At 69.6% G+C, this 18,441-nt stretch carries 18 protein-coding genes and 1 pseudogene; 9 read left to right on the top strand and 10 right to left on the bottom strand.

What is annotated here, in order from left to right; translation table 11 throughout:
- Positions 1 to 714: amidohydrolase family protein (locus ABT130_RS11650; protein WP_350954896.1), on the top strand; the 714-nt coding region annotated here is incomplete at its 5' end.
- A gap of 57 nt (positions 715 to 771) precedes the next feature.
- Here the strand turns inward: ABT130_RS11650 and ABT130_RS11645 are convergent.
- From ABT130_RS11645 to cpt, 4 genes are read right to left on the bottom strand one after another with little or no spacing between them, the layout of a single operon-like run.
- Positions 772 to 963, bottom strand: a complete 192-nt coding sequence (locus ABT130_RS11645) for an ABC transporter permease family protein (protein WP_350954893.1) — start codon at positions 961 to 963, stop codon at positions 772 to 774.
- A complete protein-coding gene (locus ABT130_RS11640; protein ID WP_350954890.1) occupies positions 918 to 1,430 on the bottom strand; it encodes an FAD-dependent oxidoreductase in 513 nt (170 codons plus the stop codon). The genes ABT130_RS11645 and ABT130_RS11640 overlap by 46 nt, the downstream gene beginning before the upstream one ends.
- Positions 1,384 to 2,022, bottom strand: coding sequence for a LacI family DNA-binding transcriptional regulator (locus ABT130_RS11635; RefSeq protein ID WP_350954887.1), 639 nt, complete (start codon positions 2,020 to 2,022; stop codon positions 1,384 to 1,386). The genes ABT130_RS11640 and ABT130_RS11635 overlap by 47 nt, the downstream gene beginning before the upstream one ends.
- A 59-nt stretch (positions 2,023 to 2,081) precedes the next feature.
- Positions 2,082 to 2,615: a chloramphenicol phosphotransferase CPT gene (gene cpt / locus ABT130_RS11630; RefSeq protein ID WP_350954884.1), complete on the bottom strand. Its 534-nt coding sequence runs from the start codon at positions 2,613 to 2,615 to the stop codon at positions 2,082 to 2,084.
- Positions 2,616 to 2,896: 281 nt separating this feature from the next.
- Between cpt and ABT130_RS11625 the strand changes: the two genes are divergently transcribed.
- Positions 2,897 to 3,379, top strand: coding sequence for an NUDIX domain-containing protein (locus tag ABT130_RS11625; protein WP_350954881.1), 483 nt, complete (start codon positions 2,897 to 2,899; stop codon positions 3,377 to 3,379).
- Between the two features lie 100 nt (positions 3,380 to 3,479).
- Here ABT130_RS11625 and ABT130_RS11620 read toward each other — a convergent pair whose 3' ends face one another.
- A complete protein-coding gene (locus tag ABT130_RS11620; RefSeq protein ID WP_350954878.1) occupies positions 3,480 to 4,310 on the bottom strand; it encodes a PhzF family phenazine biosynthesis protein in 831 nt (276 codons plus the stop codon).
- 405 nt (positions 4,311 to 4,715) lie between these two features.
- Here ABT130_RS11620 and ABT130_RS11615 point away from each other — a divergent pair, with 405 nt between their 5' ends.
- Both ABT130_RS11615 and ABT130_RS11610 read left to right on the top strand, forming a co-directional pair.
- Positions 4,716 to 5,147 carry a nitroreductase family deazaflavin-dependent oxidoreductase gene (locus tag ABT130_RS11615; RefSeq protein WP_350954876.1) on the top strand — a complete coding sequence of 144 codons (432 nt, stop codon included), beginning with the start codon at positions 4,716 to 4,718 and terminating at the stop codon, positions 5,145 to 5,147.
- Between the two features lie 165 nt (positions 5,148 to 5,312).
- Positions 5,313 to 6,209 (top strand): alpha/beta hydrolase, encoded by an 897-nt coding sequence (locus ABT130_RS11610; RefSeq protein ID WP_350954873.1) that lies wholly within the window; start codon positions 5,313 to 5,315, stop codon positions 6,207 to 6,209.
- A gap of 56 nt (positions 6,210 to 6,265) precedes the next feature.
- Here the strand turns inward: ABT130_RS11610 and ABT130_RS11605 are convergent, their stop codons facing one another.
- Together ABT130_RS11605 and ABT130_RS11600 are read right to left on the bottom strand one after the other, a co-directional pair.
- Complete coding sequence (locus tag ABT130_RS11605; RefSeq protein ID WP_350926312.1) at positions 6,266 to 6,472, bottom strand: hypothetical protein; 207 nt, start codon at positions 6,470 to 6,472, stop codon at positions 6,266 to 6,268.
- Positions 6,473 to 6,601: 129 nt separating this feature from the next.
- On the bottom strand, positions 6,602 to 7,555 hold the full coding sequence (locus ABT130_RS11600) for a helix-hairpin-helix domain-containing protein (protein WP_350954870.1): 954 nt from the start codon (positions 7,553 to 7,555) through the stop codon (positions 6,602 to 6,604).
- A 196-nt stretch (positions 7,556 to 7,751) separates the two neighbouring features.
- Between ABT130_RS11600 and ABT130_RS11595 the strand changes: the two genes are divergently transcribed.
- The gene (locus ABT130_RS11595; protein ID WP_350954867.1) at positions 7,752 to 9,092 is read left to right on the top strand and encodes a hypothetical protein; all 1,341 of its coding nucleotides are present in this window, start codon (positions 7,752 to 7,754) and stop codon (positions 9,090 to 9,092) included.
- Between the two features lie 305 nt (positions 9,093 to 9,397).
- On the opposite strand, the gene ABT130_RS11590 is transcribed toward ABT130_RS11595, so the two are convergent.
- A complete protein-coding gene (locus tag ABT130_RS11590) occupies positions 9,398 to 9,868 on the bottom strand; it encodes a hypothetical protein (RefSeq protein WP_350954865.1) in 471 nt (156 codons plus the stop codon).
- Positions 9,869 to 10,049: 181 nt separating this feature from the next.
- Between ABT130_RS11590 and ABT130_RS47765 the strand changes: the two are divergent.
- Both ABT130_RS47765 and ligA read left to right on the top strand, forming a co-directional pair.
- Positions 10,050 to 10,223: pseudogene (locus tag ABT130_RS47765) on the top strand (ferredoxin); the annotation flags it as partial.
- Between the two features lie 311 nt (positions 10,224 to 10,534).
- Entirely contained in the window at positions 10,535 to 12,637 is a 2,103-nt protein-coding gene (gene ligA, locus ABT130_RS11580; protein ID WP_350954863.1) for an NAD-dependent DNA ligase LigA, read from the top strand.
- A gap of 429 nt (positions 12,638 to 13,066) precedes the next feature.
- Here ligA and ABT130_RS11575 read toward each other — a convergent pair whose 3' ends face one another.
- Positions 13,067 to 13,525, bottom strand: a complete 459-nt coding sequence (locus ABT130_RS11575) for a MarR family winged helix-turn-helix transcriptional regulator (protein WP_350954861.1) — start codon at positions 13,523 to 13,525, stop codon at positions 13,067 to 13,069.
- A gap of 263 nt (positions 13,526 to 13,788) precedes the next feature.
- Here ABT130_RS11575 and ABT130_RS11570 point away from each other — a divergent pair, with 263 nt between their 5' ends.
- Both ABT130_RS11570 and ABT130_RS11565 read left to right on the top strand, forming a co-directional pair.
- A complete protein-coding gene (locus tag ABT130_RS11570) occupies positions 13,789 to 15,294 on the top strand; it encodes an MFS transporter (protein WP_451935779.1) in 1,506 nt (501 codons plus the stop codon).
- A 1-nt stretch (position 15,295) separates the two neighbouring features.
- Positions 15,296 to 17,140 (top strand): FAD-binding oxidoreductase, encoded by a 1,845-nt coding sequence (locus ABT130_RS11565; RefSeq protein WP_350954858.1) that lies wholly within the window; start codon positions 15,296 to 15,298, stop codon positions 17,138 to 17,140.
- A 319-nt stretch (positions 17,141 to 17,459) separates the two neighbouring features.
- On the opposite strand, the gene ABT130_RS11560 is transcribed toward ABT130_RS11565, so the two are convergent.
- On the bottom strand, positions 17,460 to 18,290 hold the full coding sequence (locus tag ABT130_RS11560) for an HPP family protein (protein WP_350954856.1): 831 nt from the start codon (positions 18,288 to 18,290) through the stop codon (positions 17,460 to 17,462).
- Positions 18,291 to 18,441 lie beyond the last annotated feature (151 nt).

Here is an 18,441-nt window from a genome sequence, read left to right as displayed (position 1 = left end):
GGTGACCCCGCGGGGTCACCGTACCCGGCCGTCGGGCCATACAAGATCGTGATCGCCGATTCCGGGCTGCCCACACTCGACGAGCTCACCGGCCGGATCCGGGCCGCGCACGCCGCCGGGCGCGCGGTCGCCGCGCACTGCGTCACCCGCGAGGCGCTGGTCCTGCTGCTGGTCGCGCTGGACGACGCCGGTTCCCTGCCCGGTGACCGGGTCGAGCACGCCGCGCTCGTACCGGCCGAACTCGCCCCGGAGATGGCCCGCCTCGGCCTGCGCGTCGTCACCCAACCCGGCTTCCTCGCGCACCGGGGCGACGACTTCCTGCGGGACCTCCCCACCCAGGACCACCAGGACCTGTACCGCTGTGCCACCTTCTTCCGGGCGGGCGTACCCGTCGCGCTGTCCAGCGACGCCCCCTACGGCCCGCTCGACCCCTGGACCGTCATCGGCGCGGCGATCCGGCGGCACACCCCGGCCGGGCGGGTCGCCGGTCCGGGTGAGCGGCTCACCTTCTCCCAGGCCCTCGACGCCTACCTCGCCCCGCCCGGCGATCCGGGCGGTCCGGCCAGGCGCGTCCGTCGCGGCACACCCGCGGACCTCGTCGTCCTGCGCACTCGCCTCGCCGACGTGCCCGCCGACCCGGAGCCCGTCCGGGCGGTGCTGGTGGGAGGCCACCTCGTCTGGGACGGGCTCGGCGCGGGGGCCGCCGGCGGGTAGACGCCGTACGCCACCGCCCGACTCCTCACGGACGGCCGACCCGCGCGCGCGTCGAGGTCAGCCCTTCAGGCCGGTGTGGGCCAGGCCCTCGATGAACTGCCGCTGCGCGAGGACGAACACCACCAGCACCGGTAGCGCGGTCATCGAGGCGGCGGCGAGCTGGACGTTCCACATCGGCCCGCCGTAGGCGTCGACGAACTGGGTCAGTGCCTGCGGCAGGGTGAACCTCTCCGGCGAGGAGAGGTACACGATGGGTTCGAGATAGAGGTTCCAGCTGTGCAGGAAGGTGAAGATCGCGACAGCGCCGAGCGGGAGAGCTCACGGGCCGCGGCCAGGTGCCTGTCGGCATCCGGAACGTCGATGACCGGACCCTCCAGGTAGTCGATCATCGGCCAGTTGACCAGGGTGATGTCGCTGGCGTAGGCGCCGTCCGTGAAGTTGCGCCGCGCGGCGATCCTGCGGAAGGTCCACAGGTTCGCGTCGCCGGGGTTGAGCCGTTGGTCGGCCTCGACGAGCAGCGGATCGTCGTCGGGGTTGGGGGTGAAGGAGCGTTCCACGATCTCCAGGGTCCTGGGGTGCGGGCAGCGCCAGGACAGCAGCCGGTCACCCCGGAAGCCGGGCTGGTAGCTCCGCCAGAACTCGTAGGATCCGGGCCTGTCGATGGTGTGGTCACCGTCGACGTGGTCGATCGCGAAACAGACCGAGACCGCCTGCATGTTCGTCGGCTGGGCCTCGGCGGGCGCGCTCGGCTCGCCGGTGTCGCCCTGCGACTCGAACGTAGTCGGCGCCCACGTACGGCACCGGCGCACCGGCGTCGTCACGGCGGCCGATGGAGACGAAGGGTATGCCCTCCGCCAGCAGCCGGGCCAGGTCGTCGCGGTCGACCGTGCGCCCGAGGAGGACGCAGCCGTCGGCCAGCCGCACCCGGCTGTCCTCGTTGAAGATCCGGCGCCGCTCCCCCGCGGCCCTGGCGCTGGTGAACAGCAGCAGGTCGCAGCCCATCTCCTCGGCGCACTCCTCGATGCCGAGCAGGAAGGGGTGGTAGAAGTCGGCGCTCGCGGTCGGGAAGACCGCCTCGTAGGTGAAGACGCCCAGGATGCGGTTGCGCCGCTCGGCGAGTCTCCGGGCGACCGGGTCGGCGACGTATCCGGTCTCCCTGATCACCCTCAGCACCCGCTCACGCGTCTCCGGGGCGATGCGTACCTCGGCGTCGGTCCTGTTGTTGAGGACCAGCGACACGGTGGTCTGGCTAACCCCCGCGATGCGGGCGATGTCCTGCTGGGTGAGTCGGCGACCGGGAGCAGTCACGATCCGCAGCTTGAGCTGCCCGTTGCCGAACACCGGACGGCTGGGAGTTGATCCGTCGATCAGCTGACACGGGCGGCGATGGTCCGCGCGCACACCAGGGACTCGGTATGCGTCGTGTCCACCTCCAGGTCATAAATCACACCGTCGTGAACCACATCCGCTTGCGACGCGGCCATACCCTGGACCCGATCTCCACGTGCGACCTCGCGGCCTGCGGCGACCGTACTCTCACACCTCACACCAACCCACAGCACGTCCAGCTCGCTCAGAGCCTTCTGCCACCGCTGCTGGGACGAGGCTCCACCGAGAAAGACGTCATCGACGATAACCTTGGCGCCGGCACGGGCCATGGCCACGACCCCCTCCATCCAGGCTGCCTCCAGCGCCCGGAAGTCCGCCCCGATGCTCACCCCACCGTCCGCCGCGATCTCGATCCCCGCGTCCGACGCCTGCATCCTCGCGGGCATCGCGTCGACGAATGAATCAACGCCGAACGCCAGCCACGGATCTGGAAGAACGGCCTGCAGGCACCGTACGATCCCGGACTTCCCCGAGCTGGAACCACCATTGATAATGATCATCCGAGTCGCCACCCCGCCACAGTAGGGCCTCTCCCATACGGCATAAAACGGATTTCGGCAGACCACACCCCGGTGAACGTTCCCGGTCACAGCACCAGGGACACGCGTTCCCTGGGGCGCACGGTCCTGGGGCGCGCGGTCCTGGGGCGCGTAAGCCGCGCACCACCGGCTCTCCCCGGTCACGAACCCGCCGTGCCATGGCCGCCTCCGCGCCGCCATCGACGCCTCTGCCGCGTCTGGTCACCGTTACCGGCCATCGCCCCCGTACGGGGTGCTGGTCTAGTCTCACGATCGTGACGATCAGGAACTCGCACTGCTCCTTCTGCGGTGCGGCATTCGCCCCCGGACAGGACTGGCCGCGCACCTGCGCCGGCTGCCGGAACACCTCCTACCTCAACCCGCTGCCGGTCGCGGTGATGGTGCTGCCGGTCGGCGACGGCCTGCTGGTGATCCGCCGTGACATCGAACCGCACCGGGGTGAGCTCGCCCTGCCCGGCGGCTTCGTCGACATGGGCGAGTCCTGGCAGCAGGCGGCCGTCCGGGAGCTCCGGGAGGAGACGGGGATCGTCGTCGACGCGGACGAGGTGCGCCTCCTCGACGTGCTCAGCGCCCCCGACGGCACCGTGCTGATCTTCGCTCTGGGGCCGAGGACCCGCTCGGCCGCCCTCCCGCCGGTCACGCCCACGGCCGAGACGACGGAGTGGCTGCTGATCGACGGGCCGAGGGAGCTGGCGTTCCCGCTGCACACCAGGATCGTGGCGAAGTACTTCGGCTGAGCGGCCGCCGAGAGGCAGGCGGCGCACGGCCCTCGCCCCCGCGGCGACCCCGTGGTTCTCGTACGGCGGGCGCCTTCGCCGGCGATCAGGCACAGCACGTCTACAACTCGACCTCGCCTGTGACGCAGGTGATCGTGCCGCCGCCGACCCAGATCGTCCCGTCGGCGTCCCGGGAGATGTGGGCGCGCCCGGCACGCCCGAGGACCGTCCCCTGACTCGCCACATACGGTGCCTCGGCGCGGCCGGTGCGGAGCAGCCACTGCGCGAGCGAGGCGTTCAGGCTCCCGGTCACCGGGTCCTCGGCCGTGGCACCGTCCTTGGGGAAGAACGCCCGCACCTCGAACGCCTCCGGCGACCCCTCGGGATACGGGCCGACCACACCCACGTCGAGATCCACGAGCCCCGGCCGCAGCGCGAGCACCTCGTCCGCGCTGGCCAGCAGGACGGCCACCCAGCCGGGCCCGTTGGCCGCCCACTCGGCGTCCAGGATCTCGGCGCGGCCGATGCCCAGCATCCGCGCGACGCGCTCCACCACCGGCTCCTCGACCGGCCCCGAGCGGAGCAGCGGCGGCGCGGCGAAGGCCAGCCCGTATCCGGTCCGGCGCACCGGCACCAGCCCCGCCCCGCACTGCTGGACGATCACGTCGGCCCCGCCCGGCGTCCCGCCCGCCGCCAGCCAGGCGTGGCAGGTGCCCAGCGTCGGGTGCCCGGCGAAGGGCAGTTCCGAGCCCGGAGTGAAGATCCGCACCCGGTAGTCCGCGCCGGGCGCGCTCGGCGGCAGCACGAAGGTGGTCTCCGACAGGTTCGTCCAGCGCGCGAACTCCAGCATCTCCTCGGTGGTCAGCCCTCTCGCGTCGAGCACGACGGCGACCGGATTACCCCGGTATGGAGTGGTGGTGAAGACGTCGACCTGCTGGAAGGGACGCGGCATGCCGCCGAGTATGCCACCCCGGGCCTCGAATCCACGCCTTGACAGCGTTCACCGTGAGGGCTTGTAATGATCCACGTCGCGTGTCGCCGACCTGGAGGACGGCGGTGGCATGGAGGCGCCGTAACAAGGGATGATGTCGTGACCTCTCACTTCACAGGCTGCGCCTAACCGCATCGCGCCCGCGCGCCGTTCCCGCATTCGGTGGTGCTGAGCACCGCTTTCGCAGGTGAGCTCTTCTCGAATCCGACGGGCCGGTGACCGGCCGGCGGCCCACTGCCCCGCGTACTCATCAAGGCTCCATGCCCGCGGCCGAGTCGGCGTGTGGCGGCTTCGTACCACCCGTACCGCATCATTCATCTCCACCGCGCACCCTCGCGCTTCACCCACGCCTGGAGTAGGCAGAGCATGCCCAACGACTTCAATCAGCGGATCATCGAAGAGTTTCGTGCCAACGCCGGCCGGGTCGGCGGCCCCTTCGAAGGAGGCCGGTTACTCCTTCTGACGACGACCGGGGCCAGGACCGGCGCGCGCCGTACCACCCCGGTCGGCTATCTGCCGGACGGCACGCGCAAGCTGATCATCGCCTCCGCCGGGGGCGCGCCGAGCCATCCGGCCTGGTACCACAACCTCCTCGCCGACCCGCGCGTCACCGTGGAGGACGGGGTCTTCACCTACCAGGCGCAGGCGGTCGTCCTGGAAGGCGAGGAACGGGACCGCCTCTTCGCCCGTGCGGTGGAGTCGGATCCCGGATGGGCCGACTACCAGGCCAGGACGAGGCGGGTCATTCCCGTCATCGCCCTGAACCCCGTCGACGGCGGGCCGCCCGCCGGGCCGTAGGGGACTCCCTTGCCATCAGTGCCTTCACCCGGGCCGACCGGCCGCACGTGCCGCGCGCCGTCTGTGACCGCTCTCATCACCAGGCCTGTCCCATCAACGAGCTTCAGCCACACCGGGCAGATGGCAGTCCACACCCCGTCACCCGCACAGCGGAAGGATCACGTTTTGAACGTCACACACATCCCCACCACGCCCGACGACAGCGCCGCGGCTCTGGCCGAGCTCAGGACTCTGCAGTCCCGTCCCCCCGTCCTGCCCGACGACGCCGACCGCACGCCCGCCCTGCCGCACACCGGCGGCATTCCCGGTGAATGGGTCACCGCTCCCCGCCACCCGGCAGGCCAGACGGCGATCGAGGCGGGGGTCACGATCTACGTCCACGGGGGCGGATTCGAATACAAAAACCCTCACCTGGAACAGGTCATGGCTTATCGCTTGTCCCGAGCGACCGGCCGCCCCGTCCTGGCGGTGGACTACCGTCTCGCCCCCGCCCACCCGTATCCGGCCGCGCTCGACGACATGGTGGCCGCCTATCGAAGCCTGCTGGACCAGGACGTGCCCGCCTCACGGATCATCCTGGCGGGTGAGTCCGCCGGGGGCACGTTGCTGCTGTCGGCACTGCTCGTGCTCAAGCAGGCGGGCGATCCCCTCCCCGCGGCGGCGGTGGCCATTTCCCCGCAGACCGACCTCACCCTGTCCAGCCCGTCCATCGACGCAAACGACGGCCAGGACTTCGTCAACCGGGCCATACTCGACCATGTCCGCACCCAGTATCTGGCCGGGGCACAGCCGGACCGAGCACCTCAGTCTCCCCTCCACGGCGAGCTCGACGGGCTGCCGCCACTGCTGCTCGCGGTGGGCTCGAAAGAGGTGATGCTCGACGACGCGCGGCGCTTCGCCGAAGCCGTCTCCGCCGCCGGAGGAAACGTCTGTCTCGACATCTACGACGGCATGCCCCACGCCTTCCACGCCACCGTACTGTCGGCCACCCCGCTTCCCATCGCCACCATCCTGCTGCACCGCATCGCGGAGTGGATCGGCCGACAGGACCGATCACGATGATCATCCCAGGACTCCGAATGGTCTCACCGAGCCGGCCACCGCCGTCATCGTCCGGTTCAGTCCACGTCGCGCCCGTGATCGTTCTCGCCTTCCTTCTTGGCGATGAGCTGCCTGAGCGCGCCGACGATCGTGAAGACCACACCGATCACGAAGATCGGAAAAGCGCCCGGCGCCCGCTGGGGCAACGCCATCCACGACATGCCCGTGGCGACCGTGTTCAGGACGCAGCCGACCAGGAAGATCGTGCGCCAGACCGAGATCATGCCGTCTCCATCATTGCGACTTCACAGTGACCGGCTCGTTCCCCATGATCGACGAGTACGTGATGATGACTCTCTTCCCGCGTAGGCCTCTACGAAGAGAATGCTAAGCAGTTGCTCCGAGCTCGTCGATCAGATGAACGGGCCGATGAGGTCGGCGAACTCCTCCGGGTCGACGATCCGCACGCCCAGGCTCTCGGCCTTGGCTCGCTTGGAGCCCGCCTTCTCTCCCGCCACCAGCAGGCTGGTCTTGGCCGAGACGCCGGAGGAGGATTTGCCTCCGGCGCGTTCGATCAGCTCGTTCATCTGGTTGCGGGTCAGCGCCTCCAGCGCCCCGCTCATCGAGCCGGTGACCATGACGGACATCCCGGCCAGCGGCAGCTCGGACGTGCCGCTCGCCTCGGGGTCGGCGCCGGGGTCGGCGGGTGGCGTCCAGCCCGGCTCGGTCATGGTGACCCCGGCCTTGACCAGCTTGTCGATGAGGTCGGCGAGCTCGACCAGCTCGGCCACCACCACCGGTGACTTCTCCTCACCGATGCCCTCCACCGCCTGGATCGCCTCTGCGTCGGCCGCGCGGACGGCGTCCATGCTGCCGAAGTGCCGGGCGATGCGGCGGCTCATGGAACGGCCGGTGCCGCGCACGCCCAGCGCGCAGAGCACCCTGCTGAGCGGCTGCGCCTTGGCCCGCTCGATGGCGGCCAGCAGGTTGTCGGTGCTGGTGGCGCCCATCCGCTCCAAGCCCAGCACCTGCTCACGGGTCAGATAGAACAGGTCGGCGAAGTCGGCGATCAGCCCGGCGTCCAGTAGTTGCTGGATGCGGTTCTCGGCCAGGCCCTCGATGTCGAGCTGGTCGCGGCCGGCGGCGTAGCCGATGGAGGCGATCGCCCGGCAGGCACACCCGCGTACGCACCGCCACCGCTCCTGGGAGGCATCGATCGCGTCGCCGCAGGACGGGCAGACCTGCGGGATCGCGATCGGCTGTTTGGCTCCGGTGCGCAGGTGCACGACCGGGGCCTCGACCCGGGGGCTGGCCGAGCCGGTCACGGTGGAATTGCGCGGTGAGGTGATGTTCCCTGTCAAGTTCATCTGTTCAGGGCCTCGTAACTCTTGCAGGGCGGGGGTTGCCAGCCCCCGGCGCACAACGACAGCCCAGTCGGAGTGGGTAACCGCCAGTTCACCGTCGCCGGGCGGACCCGACCGGCCGACGACCTCACCCACCAGATCCTGCTCGAACGGTTGGACCATGGTGATCGGCGCCGGTTTTTCACGGCATTCTTGAGCGGTGCTTGAACTGAGGGCGTCGAAGCCGGCGATCATCGCGGCCCAACTCGGTGCGACCTGGGCAGTGGGGGCGATCGCGCTGCCACTGGTGTGGCGGTTCCTACCGGTCGCGGCGTTCGGGGGTGGAGAAAGCGGGGTCGTCCTCGTCGCCCTCCTGGGCGCACTGCTCATCCTGGCCTACCTGATCGTAGTGATCACGGCCACCCGCAGGGCGTCGGCCCTCGGCGCGACGGTCATCGGCCGGGTGCTCTGGGCGCTGCTGGTCCTAGGCGCGGGGACCGCCGGATGGGCGCTGGGCTGGGCGGCGACCGACGTCGCCGGGCCCGGGGTGAGTCGCAGCGGGCTGTTGTCGTCCCTTCTCGGAGGGATTCCGTTCGTCCTGGCGGCCGGGATGTTGCTGCGTGGATGGCGGCTCAGCCTTACCGCGCTGGGGCTGAGCGTGGTGCTGATCGGTGCCGGCGTGGTGGTGCTGCGCCAGGAGTCGCCAGAGGAGTTCGAGGCACGGCTGGCGGCTGCCGGCGTACGCAGGGAGACCACGTACGTGGTCGCCATCCCCGGCTACCGGTCCAACGGCGGCCGCGACTACGGCCACGGGCTGGGCGACGCCGGCTTCCTCCCCGAAAACCCGGACGCGATCCCGCCCGATCGGCACATCACGATCATCGCGTACGACCGGCTCATGGTGGGCGAAAAGATGTGCGGGCAACCCACCGCCCAGGACTCCCGCCTGACATGGGGCTCCTGCACCGTCGAGTCGGGCGGCCTGGTGTACCGGCACAACGAGATCGAGCACGGCTACCAGGTGCCGGTCGGCCGCCGGCACGTGACGGTGGTGGGAACCCCATCGGTCGACCATGACCTGCTGCGGGCCGCGGCGCTGAGCCTGCACCTGGCCACCGCCCGCGAACTGGGCGCCGTCCACGAGCAGACCGGCGACTACTACGCGGCGAGGATCCCCGGATACGCCGGGCAGCCTACCGGGATCCCTCCGGGCATGATCTACCTGCCGTTGGACCGCACCGGCATCGGAGCGCAGAGCGTCGCGATCCAGTTGTACGTGACCTACGCGGACGGGGAAGACATATGCTTCCGCACCACTGAGTGCACACCGGATGGCGCCGGCCTCACGCACGTCCGCCACGAGGACACGCACGGGTACGTGATGCGGCGCGGTGAGGTGAACGTGCGGGTGCTGGGCGGCCTGCGGATCGGCAAGACGCCACTGCGGCAGGCCACCCTGAACGCCCGCCCGGTCACCGAGGAGGAACTGCGCCGCGCCCTCCCTCCGCTGCAACCGCGTCACACCATCGACCGCTTCCGCCGATGGCTGCGGACGTTCTGAACTTGTACGGGCGCTTTGAGCTTGACATGAGCCGGCACCTGGAGCTGGACGGCGTCCCCCTCAGCCCGCCCAACTGACAGCGCAGTGGAAGTTGGGCCGGTGGGGCCGGCAACCCGGTCGCCGATGCCATTGTGGAGCGGGCCCAAGCGCTGCTCGACAATGGCCAGGAGCGGTTGCTCGCCACAGCAGATGCGTTCGACACCGCCTTGGGTGGCCGGGACTAGTGGCGGCTGATCGGCTCTGTCAGTGTCATCCGACAATCAGCGAGGCAGGTGAAGGTCTGACCTCGCTGATCTTGCCAGCTGCTACGCGGACTGCTGGAGTTTCCGCAGGGAGTTCTTGATCGTCTGGAGTTCACCCATCAGGCGATCCACCGCAGCATCCAGGACGAGGACCGGGTCCTGGGCTGACCAGAACCGGAGCGTTCGCTCCAACTCCTCCCGCCAAAAGGTGGCGTCGTCCTCAACCTTTAGTTTGAGGTGCCGGGCGAGGTCGGCAAAGCCCGGGCCTGGCGCATGTGAGCTCTCGGAGACAACCAGCGCCGAGAGCATCGGCCGGCCATGCTCGACCTCATACATGCTGACGTGGCCGAGGGCCGGGAACATAGTCCGGAAGGGTGGTCGGCTCATCCCGGTGTTGATCCCGTCCGGGTCAATCAGGAAGCCGAGCGCCTTGTAGCTCAGACAGGCATCCAGGGGTTGCGCCGGGTCGGCAGCCCGACTCCGGTCTAGCAGTGCACGGTGGATCGCCTGCTCATCCGACGTGAGTGTGATCATGAAGACTCCTCGTGGGGAGGTGGCCCGTAGGCCAGTAGGTCCGGAGACGGTGCCGCCCGTGGGCAGTGAGTCGACAGTAGGGCCTTAGGTCTGGTCGGCGCCAAGGTTCGGAGGAACGGAAGTTGAGTCCGCCGTCCGACACGACTGTTCATCAGCTGCTCTCACCTCAGACAAGTGCTGTGGCCTCGGCCAATGCGTGCTGATCGCGCCGGAGGTGTTCGGCCGGCGCGATGATGACGGCATCGTCATCCTGCTGGAGACCGAAACCACCGAAAGATGCTTGAGCGTCTCCCTCGGGCCTGAGGGTTGCCGCGCGGCAGGTCCGACATCAAGGCCGTCAGCACCATTGCCATGAGCATGCCTGTCCACCGAGATGGTTACAGGACAAGCACGCTCATATCTATCGCCCGGGCGAGCTCATCGAGGACGCGGAGGTCAGGCTCGCATCTCCCGGGTCGGCCGGGATCTTCAGCAGCTGCCCAGCATGGTGTACATGCCGCCGCGACAGACTGAAGTGGCCTTCGCGGCGACCAAGGATCCCACTTGTGTTGCCTCTCCCGGCATGCGGTCATCGATCACGAACGTTACCTATTGACCACAGCCTCACAGCGCGCAGGCCTCGGACGGCCGAACGGAATTGTCGGTGCCATCAAGCATGATCGAACCATGACCGAGGAGCCCCCGATCGCTGTCCTGACCGACGACACGGCCTACGCCGAAGCCGTTCAACTGGCTGTTGACTCCGCCGCCGCGTACTACGCCGACGGCACCTCCACGCTCGACGACGATGCCTACGACAGGCTCGCGCGCGGGATCCAGGCGTACGAGGAAGCCCACCCCGAGGCGGTGCTAGCGACCTCACCCACGGGCAAGGTCGCCGGTGGCGCCGTGGTTGGCGACGTGCCGCACACCGTGCCGATGCTCAGCCTGGACAATGTCTTCGGCGCCGAGCAACTGGCCGACTGGGCCACCTCGTTGGAGCGCAGGCTCGGACGCCCGGTCGCGGCGTGGAGCGTCGAGCCCAAACTCGACGGCTTGGCTATCTCGGCCCGCTATCGTCACGGCCGCCTGACACAGCTCGTAACCCGCGGCGACGGCACTGCCGGTGAGGACGTCTCCCACGCGATCGGCACCATCGTGGGGCTGCCCGCCAGGCTGGCCGAGCCGGTCACCATTGAATTGCGTGGCGAAGTGCTCATGACGACCGAGCAGTTCGAGGTGGCGTGCCTCAAGCGCCAGGCGCACGACGGCACCACGTTCGCCAACCCGCGCAGCGCCGCCGCCGGCACGCTGCGCGCCCAGGACCGGCCGTACGTGTGTGAGCTGACGTTCTTCGGCTACGGCGCACTGCCGTACCCCGACGACGCCTCCGAGCAGGCCGCTTCGCTGCGCGAGCTGCCGCACAGCGAGATCATGACGTGGGTCGCTGCGCAAGGCGTGCAGACCACCGCCGCCACCCCAGTGGCCGGGATCGTCGCCGAGACGCTGGTGCAGGTACAAGAGCGCATCGAGCAGATCGCCACGGTGCGGCCGGAGCTGCCCTTCAACATCGACGGGATAGTGATTAAATGCGATCTGGCCGCCGACCAATCGCAGGCCGGTTTCGGCTCGCGCGCGCCCCGGTGGGCGATCGCCTACAAGCTGCCCGCCACTGAGAAGATCACCAAGCTGATCGGCGTCGAGTGGAACACCGGCCGCACCGGCATCATCGCTCCGCGCGCCGTGCTGGAGCCGGTCGAGCTCGACGGCAGCATCGTCACCTATGCAACGCTGCACAATGCCTCCGACATCGCGCGTCGTGGCTTGATGCTGGGCGACAGCGTGACCGTGTACAAGGCCGGTGACGTGATTCCCCGCGTTGAAGCCCCGGTCGTGCACCTGCGCACCGGAGATGAGCGGCCGATCGAGATTCCTCAGGTCTGCCCGTCCTGCGGTGACGGCATCGATAGTTCGCAGGAGCGGTGGCGGTGCGTGCGCGGGCGCTCCTGCCGGGCCATCGCCTCCATCACCTACGCCACCGGTCGCGACCAGCTCGACATCGAAGGGCTGGCCACGAGCCGTATCGAGCAGATGCTGGACGCCGGGCTTATCTCCGATTTCGCCGACCTTTTCTATCTGACCCGCGAGCAGGTGCTGGGCCTGGAGCGGATGGGCGAGACCAGTACCAACAACTTGCTGGCTGCCATCGAGCGGACCAAGGCGCAGCCGCTGAGCAGGGTGTTCTGCGCGTTGGGCGTGCGCGGCACGGGCCGTTCCATGAGTCGGCGCATCGCCCGGCACTTCGGCAGCATGGACGCCATTCGCGCGGCCGACGCTGAGGCGATCCAAGCGGTCGAAGGCATCGGCCCGGAGAAGGCGCCGGTGGTGGTGGCCGAGCTGGTCGAGCTGGCACCACTGATCGACAAGCTGGTGGCGGCCGGGGTCACCATGACCGAGCCCGGCTGGAGGCCACCCGCCGTCCCTGGCATCGACGTCGACCCCGATGCGCAGACGGCCCCGGAGGCGGGCGGCACGTCCGAGCTGCCGCTGGCCGGGATGTCCGTGGTGGTCACCGGATCAATGAGCGGTGCGCTGGAGGCGCTGACCCGCAACCAGATGAACGAGCTGATAGAACGCGCTGGAGGCAAGTCCTCCTCCAGCGTCTCGAAGAAGACCAGCCTGCTGGTGGCCGGGGAGAACGCGGGCTCCAAGCGCGCCAAGGCCGAGAGCCTGGACGTGCGGATCGTCGGCCCCGAGGAGTTCGCCGACCTCGTCGGCGCGCTCCTCTAATCGGGGCCGGAGCCATAGAAGCGGGGACTGGAGAGCAGATCGGCGGCCATAACCGTCAACCGCAGGTCGTTCAGCTTACTCATGGGGGGCGTTTGCTCACAGTGATGACATTGTGGCCTGCCTGCCGCGCCGGGGGCCGCCGTTCTCAGGCTGCTGCGCTCGGCTGAGCGGCGCCCGCTTCTCCCCCGTTCAGGTTGCCACCGGGGTGATCGTGCCCGTGCCCTTAGCCGGGTGAGGCGGCCCGCATCGCAGGCGACTCTATCGAACTCGGGGTACATCGCCTCGTATGCCTTGGCCTTGGCGGCCAGTTCCTCCAGCACCTCGACGGCGCCCTTCGGCCCTTGGGAGGCCGCGCTGATCTGGTCGGCGTAGGACTCGGCGGCGGCACCGCACTCGGCTCCGGACCCGGGGGCTCATCCAGAGGACACATCAGTGGTGCTTGCCGCCGTGCTGATCGACGAGGCGGGTGAGCAGGTCGATCAGGTTCCGCCGGTCGGCCGCGGACAGCGGGGCGAGGTACTCGTCCTGGGCGGCGGCGAGGAGCCGGTCGAGGTGGGCGAGTTGCTTCTGGCCCGCCGCGGTGATGGTGACGATGTTGCGCCGACGGTCTTCCGGGTCGGGTGCGCGCTCGAGGAGGTGCCGTTCGGCGAGGTCGTTGACGGTCGCCACCATGTCGCTGCGGTCGATGCCGGTGCGGCGACCGAGGGCGGCCTGACTGTCCGGGCCGTACTCCTCCAGCGCGGCGAGCAGAGAGTAGTGGTAGCGCCGAACGCCGGCTTGGGCGAGCGCTTGATCCACGATCCGGTTGGCGATCAGCGCCGCGTGGTTGGTCAACCTGCTCGGCAGCGTGCGCAGCCGCTGCGGCGGCGGTCCCTCTGCGGTGTCCACGGGGACAATCTAGCAAATTGTTGGCCGCGCCCACGATTGTGTGTAATGTTGGCCGGGCCAACGTTGGCTTGTCCAACAAATCTGTGAGTAGAGGTGTGACCTCTCATGCCGCCGGATGGTGCGCAGCACGTGTACCGGCCAGAGCTCGACCTTCAACCACACAACACAAGGAGATTGCGTTGAGTACCGACGTCGGTGCGGCGGCCGCACCACGGGCAACCCGAAGAGAATGGCTCGGGCTGGCCGTCCTCGCGCTTCCCACCATGCTCATCGCCATGGACCTGACCGTGCTGCACCTGGCGCTGCCCGCGCTCACCGCCGACCTCAAGCCGGGCAACACCCAGTTGCTGTGGATCGTGGACATCTATGGATTCCTCATCGCCGGCTTCCTCATCACCATGGGCGCGATCGGGGACAGGATCGGCCGCCGGCGGCTGCTGCTGATCGGCGCGGTCGCGTTCGGGGTGGCCTCGGTGCTGTCGGCGTTCGCGGTCAACGCGGCGATGCTCATCGCCGCCCGCGCGCTGCTGGGCATCGCGGGCTCCACCCTGATGCCTTCCACCCTCTCGTTGATCCGGGTCATGTTCCGCGACCCCAAGCAGCAGGGCGCGGCGATCGGGGCCTGGACCGGCTTCTTCGGCCTCGGCACGGTGATCGGGCCGCTGGTCGGCGGCACGTTCCTGGAGCTGTTCTGGTGGGGCTCGGTCTTCCTGCTCGGAGTCCCGGTCATGCTGCTGCTGATCGTGGTCGGCCCGCTCGTGCTGCCGGAGTACCGGCAGGAGTCGGTTTCCCGACCGGACTTCATCAGCGCGATCATGTCCGTCGCCGGGATCCTGGCCCTGATCTACGGTCTCAAGCGGATGGCGGAGGACGGCCTGCGCCCCGAGCCGGGCATTGCCATCATCGCGGGCCTGGCGCTGGCGGCGCTCTTCATCGCTCGTCAGCGCCGGCTCCAGCAGCCGCTGGTCGACCTGTCGCTATTCCGCCACGGCCTGTTCGGCACCGCCCTGGGCATGCTCGTGCTGGCAACCCTGCTGTCCGCGGGATCGCAGTTCTTCGTCATGCAATATCTGCAGCTGGTGCACGGGCTGCCCCCACTGCAGGCAGGGCTCTGGTCACTGCCCACCACCATCGCGATCATGATCGGCGCCATGGCGGCCCCGGCCCTGGCCGGCCGCATGAAACTGCGCACGCTGCTCGCCGGCGGCCTGGTGGTCGCCGCGGCCGGCATGGTGGTGCTGACCCAGGTCAGTGGTCCGGCCGACCTGTACGTCGTGGTGGCAGGAGCGGCCGTCATCGGACTCGGGCTCGGGCCGATGATCTCGCTGGGCACCGGACTCATCGTGGGAGCCGCCCCGCCCGAGCGGGCCGGCGCCGCGTCCGCGATGGCCTCGACCGGCACCGAGCTCGGCAGCGCGCTGGGCGTCGCGGTGATCGGCAGCATCGGCTTCGCGGTGTACCGGGCGAACCTGGCCGACAGGCTCCCCGAGGGGCTGCCTACCTCCGTGGTCGAAACGGCCAAGGACACCCTGGCCGCCGCGGTCAACGTCGCCCGCGAGCTACCGGCCGCCAACGGCGCCGGGCTGCTGGCGGCGGCCCGTGAGTCCTTTGTGCACGGCCTGCAGGCGACCGCGATCATCGGAGCGGTGCTCGCCGCGCTGCTGGCCCTGGTGTCCGCGACCCTGCTACGCAGCGCCCGGATGCCGGGCTCCCCGCCGCCCGCGCAGGCCGGCGACGCGGCGAAGTCTTTGAAGAAGGTGGATAACTGACATGCTGGATACGAACTCCGCGACCGACGCGGCCCAGACTCCCGTGGGGGTGTGGACCGGTCTGGCGCACCGCGACGACGAGACCGATTCCTTCACCCTCTCGTTCGCGCCCGACGGCACGGTCGCGCTGCGCACTCCCGTCAGCGTCGGCACCGGGGTCTGGCGCGCGGGCCAGCCTGGTCTCTTCTCCTACGAGCTCACCGAGGTCGCCGCTCCGGCCGCCGATCATTCAGGTCGCGTGCAGATCCACGTCGAGGCTCACCTGGATGGAGCCGTATTTCGCGGGATCGGCACCGTCAGCGTCTACACCCCCGACGGCGTACCGGCGCACACCGCCATGTCGGCGACGTTCACCGCCGACCGCCTCACCGGCGGGCGGGCGGCCTGGCACGACGTGGTGAGCCTGGGCGCGCCGATTCGAGGGCGCACGCTCTACCCCGGCGACGAAGGCTTCGAGGAGGCCTGCACCGGCTGGCTGCTGACGGTCGAGCACCGGCCCGCGGTGGTCGTGGTCGCCGCCGACGCCGACGACGTGGCCGCCGCCGTCCGGTTCGCGGCCGAGGCGGGGCTCCCGGTCGCGGTGCAGTCGACCGGGCACGGCAAGTCCGTGCCCGCGGACGGAGCCGTGTTCATCAACACCGGTGAGCTGCGCGAGCTGTCGGTGGACCCGCGCGCCGGCACCGCGAGGATCGGAGCCGGGCGGCAGTGGGGCGAGGTGCTCACCGCGACGGCCGAGCACGGCCTCGTGCCGCTGTGCGGCTCCTCCGGCCAGGTCGGAGTGATGGGCTACCTGACCGGCGGCGGGCTCCCGCTGGCCTGCCGCACCTACGGCTTCGCCGCCGATCACATCCGCTCGCTCGACATCGTCACCGCCGACGGCCTGCTCCGCACCGTCTCACCCGGCCAGGAGCCCGACCTGTTCTGGGCGGCGCGGGGTGGCAAGAGCAACTTCGGCGTCGTGGTCGCGGCCGAGATCGAGTTGCTGCCACTGCGCACCGTCTACGGCGGTGAGCTCTACTACCCGGGCGAGAACCCCGGGCACGCCGCCCACGTGCTCGGCTCCTACCTGGCCTGGGCCAAGGACCAGCCGGAGGAGATGTCGTCCTCGGTGTCGCTGCTGCGCTTCCCTAACCTGCCGCAACTGCCTGAAGAGCTCCGCGGCCGTTCGTTCGTGCAGGTCCGGGTGGTCCACATGGGGGACGAGGAGCAGGGCGCGCGGCTAGTAAAGCCGTTGCGCGCGCTCGGCCCGGAGAAGGACACCTGCCGCGCCATGCCGTACACGGAGATCACCGAGATCTACCAGGACCCCAAGCACCCGGTCTCAACGCACCTGCGCGGCGCGTTGCTGCACGAACTGGATGACGAGGCCGTGAAGGAGCTGGTCTCCTTCATCGACCCGGCGGCGCCCGGGGGCCCGTTCCCCGGCATCGAACTGCGTCACCTGGGCGGGGCGCTGAACCGGACGCCCGGACGGCCGCACGCGGTCAGCACCCAGGGCGCTGCCTTCCACCTGTGGCTGCGGATGCCGGCTCCGGCCGGGCAGGCCGACGCGGTGCGCAAGACATCCGACGAGGTGTTGGAGCGGCTCCGGCGGTGGGACACCGGCGCCATGCTTCCGGGGTTCCTGTTCGACCACGACTCGGCTCCCGAGCGGGTCAGGCGGGCCTACACCGAGGCGGCCTACCGGCGTCTGGCCGCGCTGAAGGCAACCTACGACCCGAACCACCTTTTCCGCATCAACCACACCATCCCGCCGCCCAGTAACGGGGAGCGCACCCGATCGAGCACGGCGCAGGACATGAGGTCAATCGGCCTTTTCCTCGACGAAGACGCCAGCGTCGATTGATCGAGCCAAGTCGCCAACTCGCCGGGCACAGGCGGAATGTCAACACGTGTGGGCTAAACGGACCCGGACGGCGACGGGCCCGGACGCCCACACGTCTTGAGACCGTCCCGCTGATCGCCGAGCTCGGAACCGACCCCGCGCTGACACTCACCGCAACAACAACCTCCACCACCGAAAGACACTGGGAGACATCATGAGCAAGGGCGGTGCGGCTGCCGTGCTGCTGCTGTCTGTCGCATCCCGACGGAGTGAATGCGAGCCCAGGGCATGGCAACCGGTCACCGTGGCCTCCTGGGCGAAACGGCAGAGTCGGTGCTCGTCACCACCAGTAGGTGGGGTAGCGCGGTGTCACTCCGCTGCGTCCGATGAGCATGCCGACGAGCACCAGGACGACGGTCGCGGCGACGAGTATCGGCAGGAACGGCACCAGGGGCTGCTGCTGGGCGACCACGACCGTCGCGGTGGCGGCGGCGGGCGAGTGCGGCGTACGCGTCAGGGCCGTGACCCCGAGGGCCAGACCGCCGGCGACGGCGGCGGCCCAGACGGAAGAGCCGGCGACGGCCAGTACGGCGAATCCGGTGAGCGCCGCCAGCAGCTGACCGCCGATCACGCTGCGCGGCTGCGCCAGCGGCAGGGTCGGCGCGCCGAAGACCAGGGCGGCGCTGGCGACGAGCGGGGGTATCAGCCAGACCTGGTCCAGCACGGTGCCGAACGCGACCAGGGTGACCAGGGCGATCGTGGCGCCCGCGGTGAAGACGGCGATGGCCGCCGTCTTCGGCCGGGCGGGTGCGCGGCTCCTGAGGCGCTGCCAGGCGTCCGTCGCGGTGGTCTCGTCGGACATCCCGGCTTTCCCGCTCGTCGGCGAGACGAAGGTCGCCTTCTCCTCGTCCTTGCCGAAGGCACCCGGGTACGCCACATGGGCGGTCCGCCAGGGCCGCGACGGCTCCCCCCGGGTCTCCGGATCCGGTGTGGCCTCGATGGGCCCCTTCAGGTGGCCCCTCTCTTCCCGCGAGATCTTCTTCGGGTCCCCGACGGCCTGCGGATCGAGCCGCGTGGTCACCGGGCCCCCTCCCGGCCCGGACGCGTACGGCGGGAACGGCGTCGTCCACCTGCGCATCCGGCCGGCCGGGAAGAAGTTGCGAACCCCCATGGAAAATCTCCTACGATCTCGGCATCGGTCACCAAAGATCGCAGAACGCACTTGTGCCTCACTTGAAGGTCAGCGAAAACGCTTGGTCACCGGGCGAACGTTGCCTGATACGGCACTGGTCGACGAGGCGCACGGCCAGGACGTCCCCGCT

It is taken from the genome of Streptosporangium sp. NPDC001681, assembly GCF_040298085.1.
Lineage (GTDB): Bacteria > Actinomycetota > Actinomycetes > Streptosporangiales > Streptosporangiaceae > Streptosporangium.
This window is presented reverse-complemented; position numbering and strand designations above follow the sequence as displayed.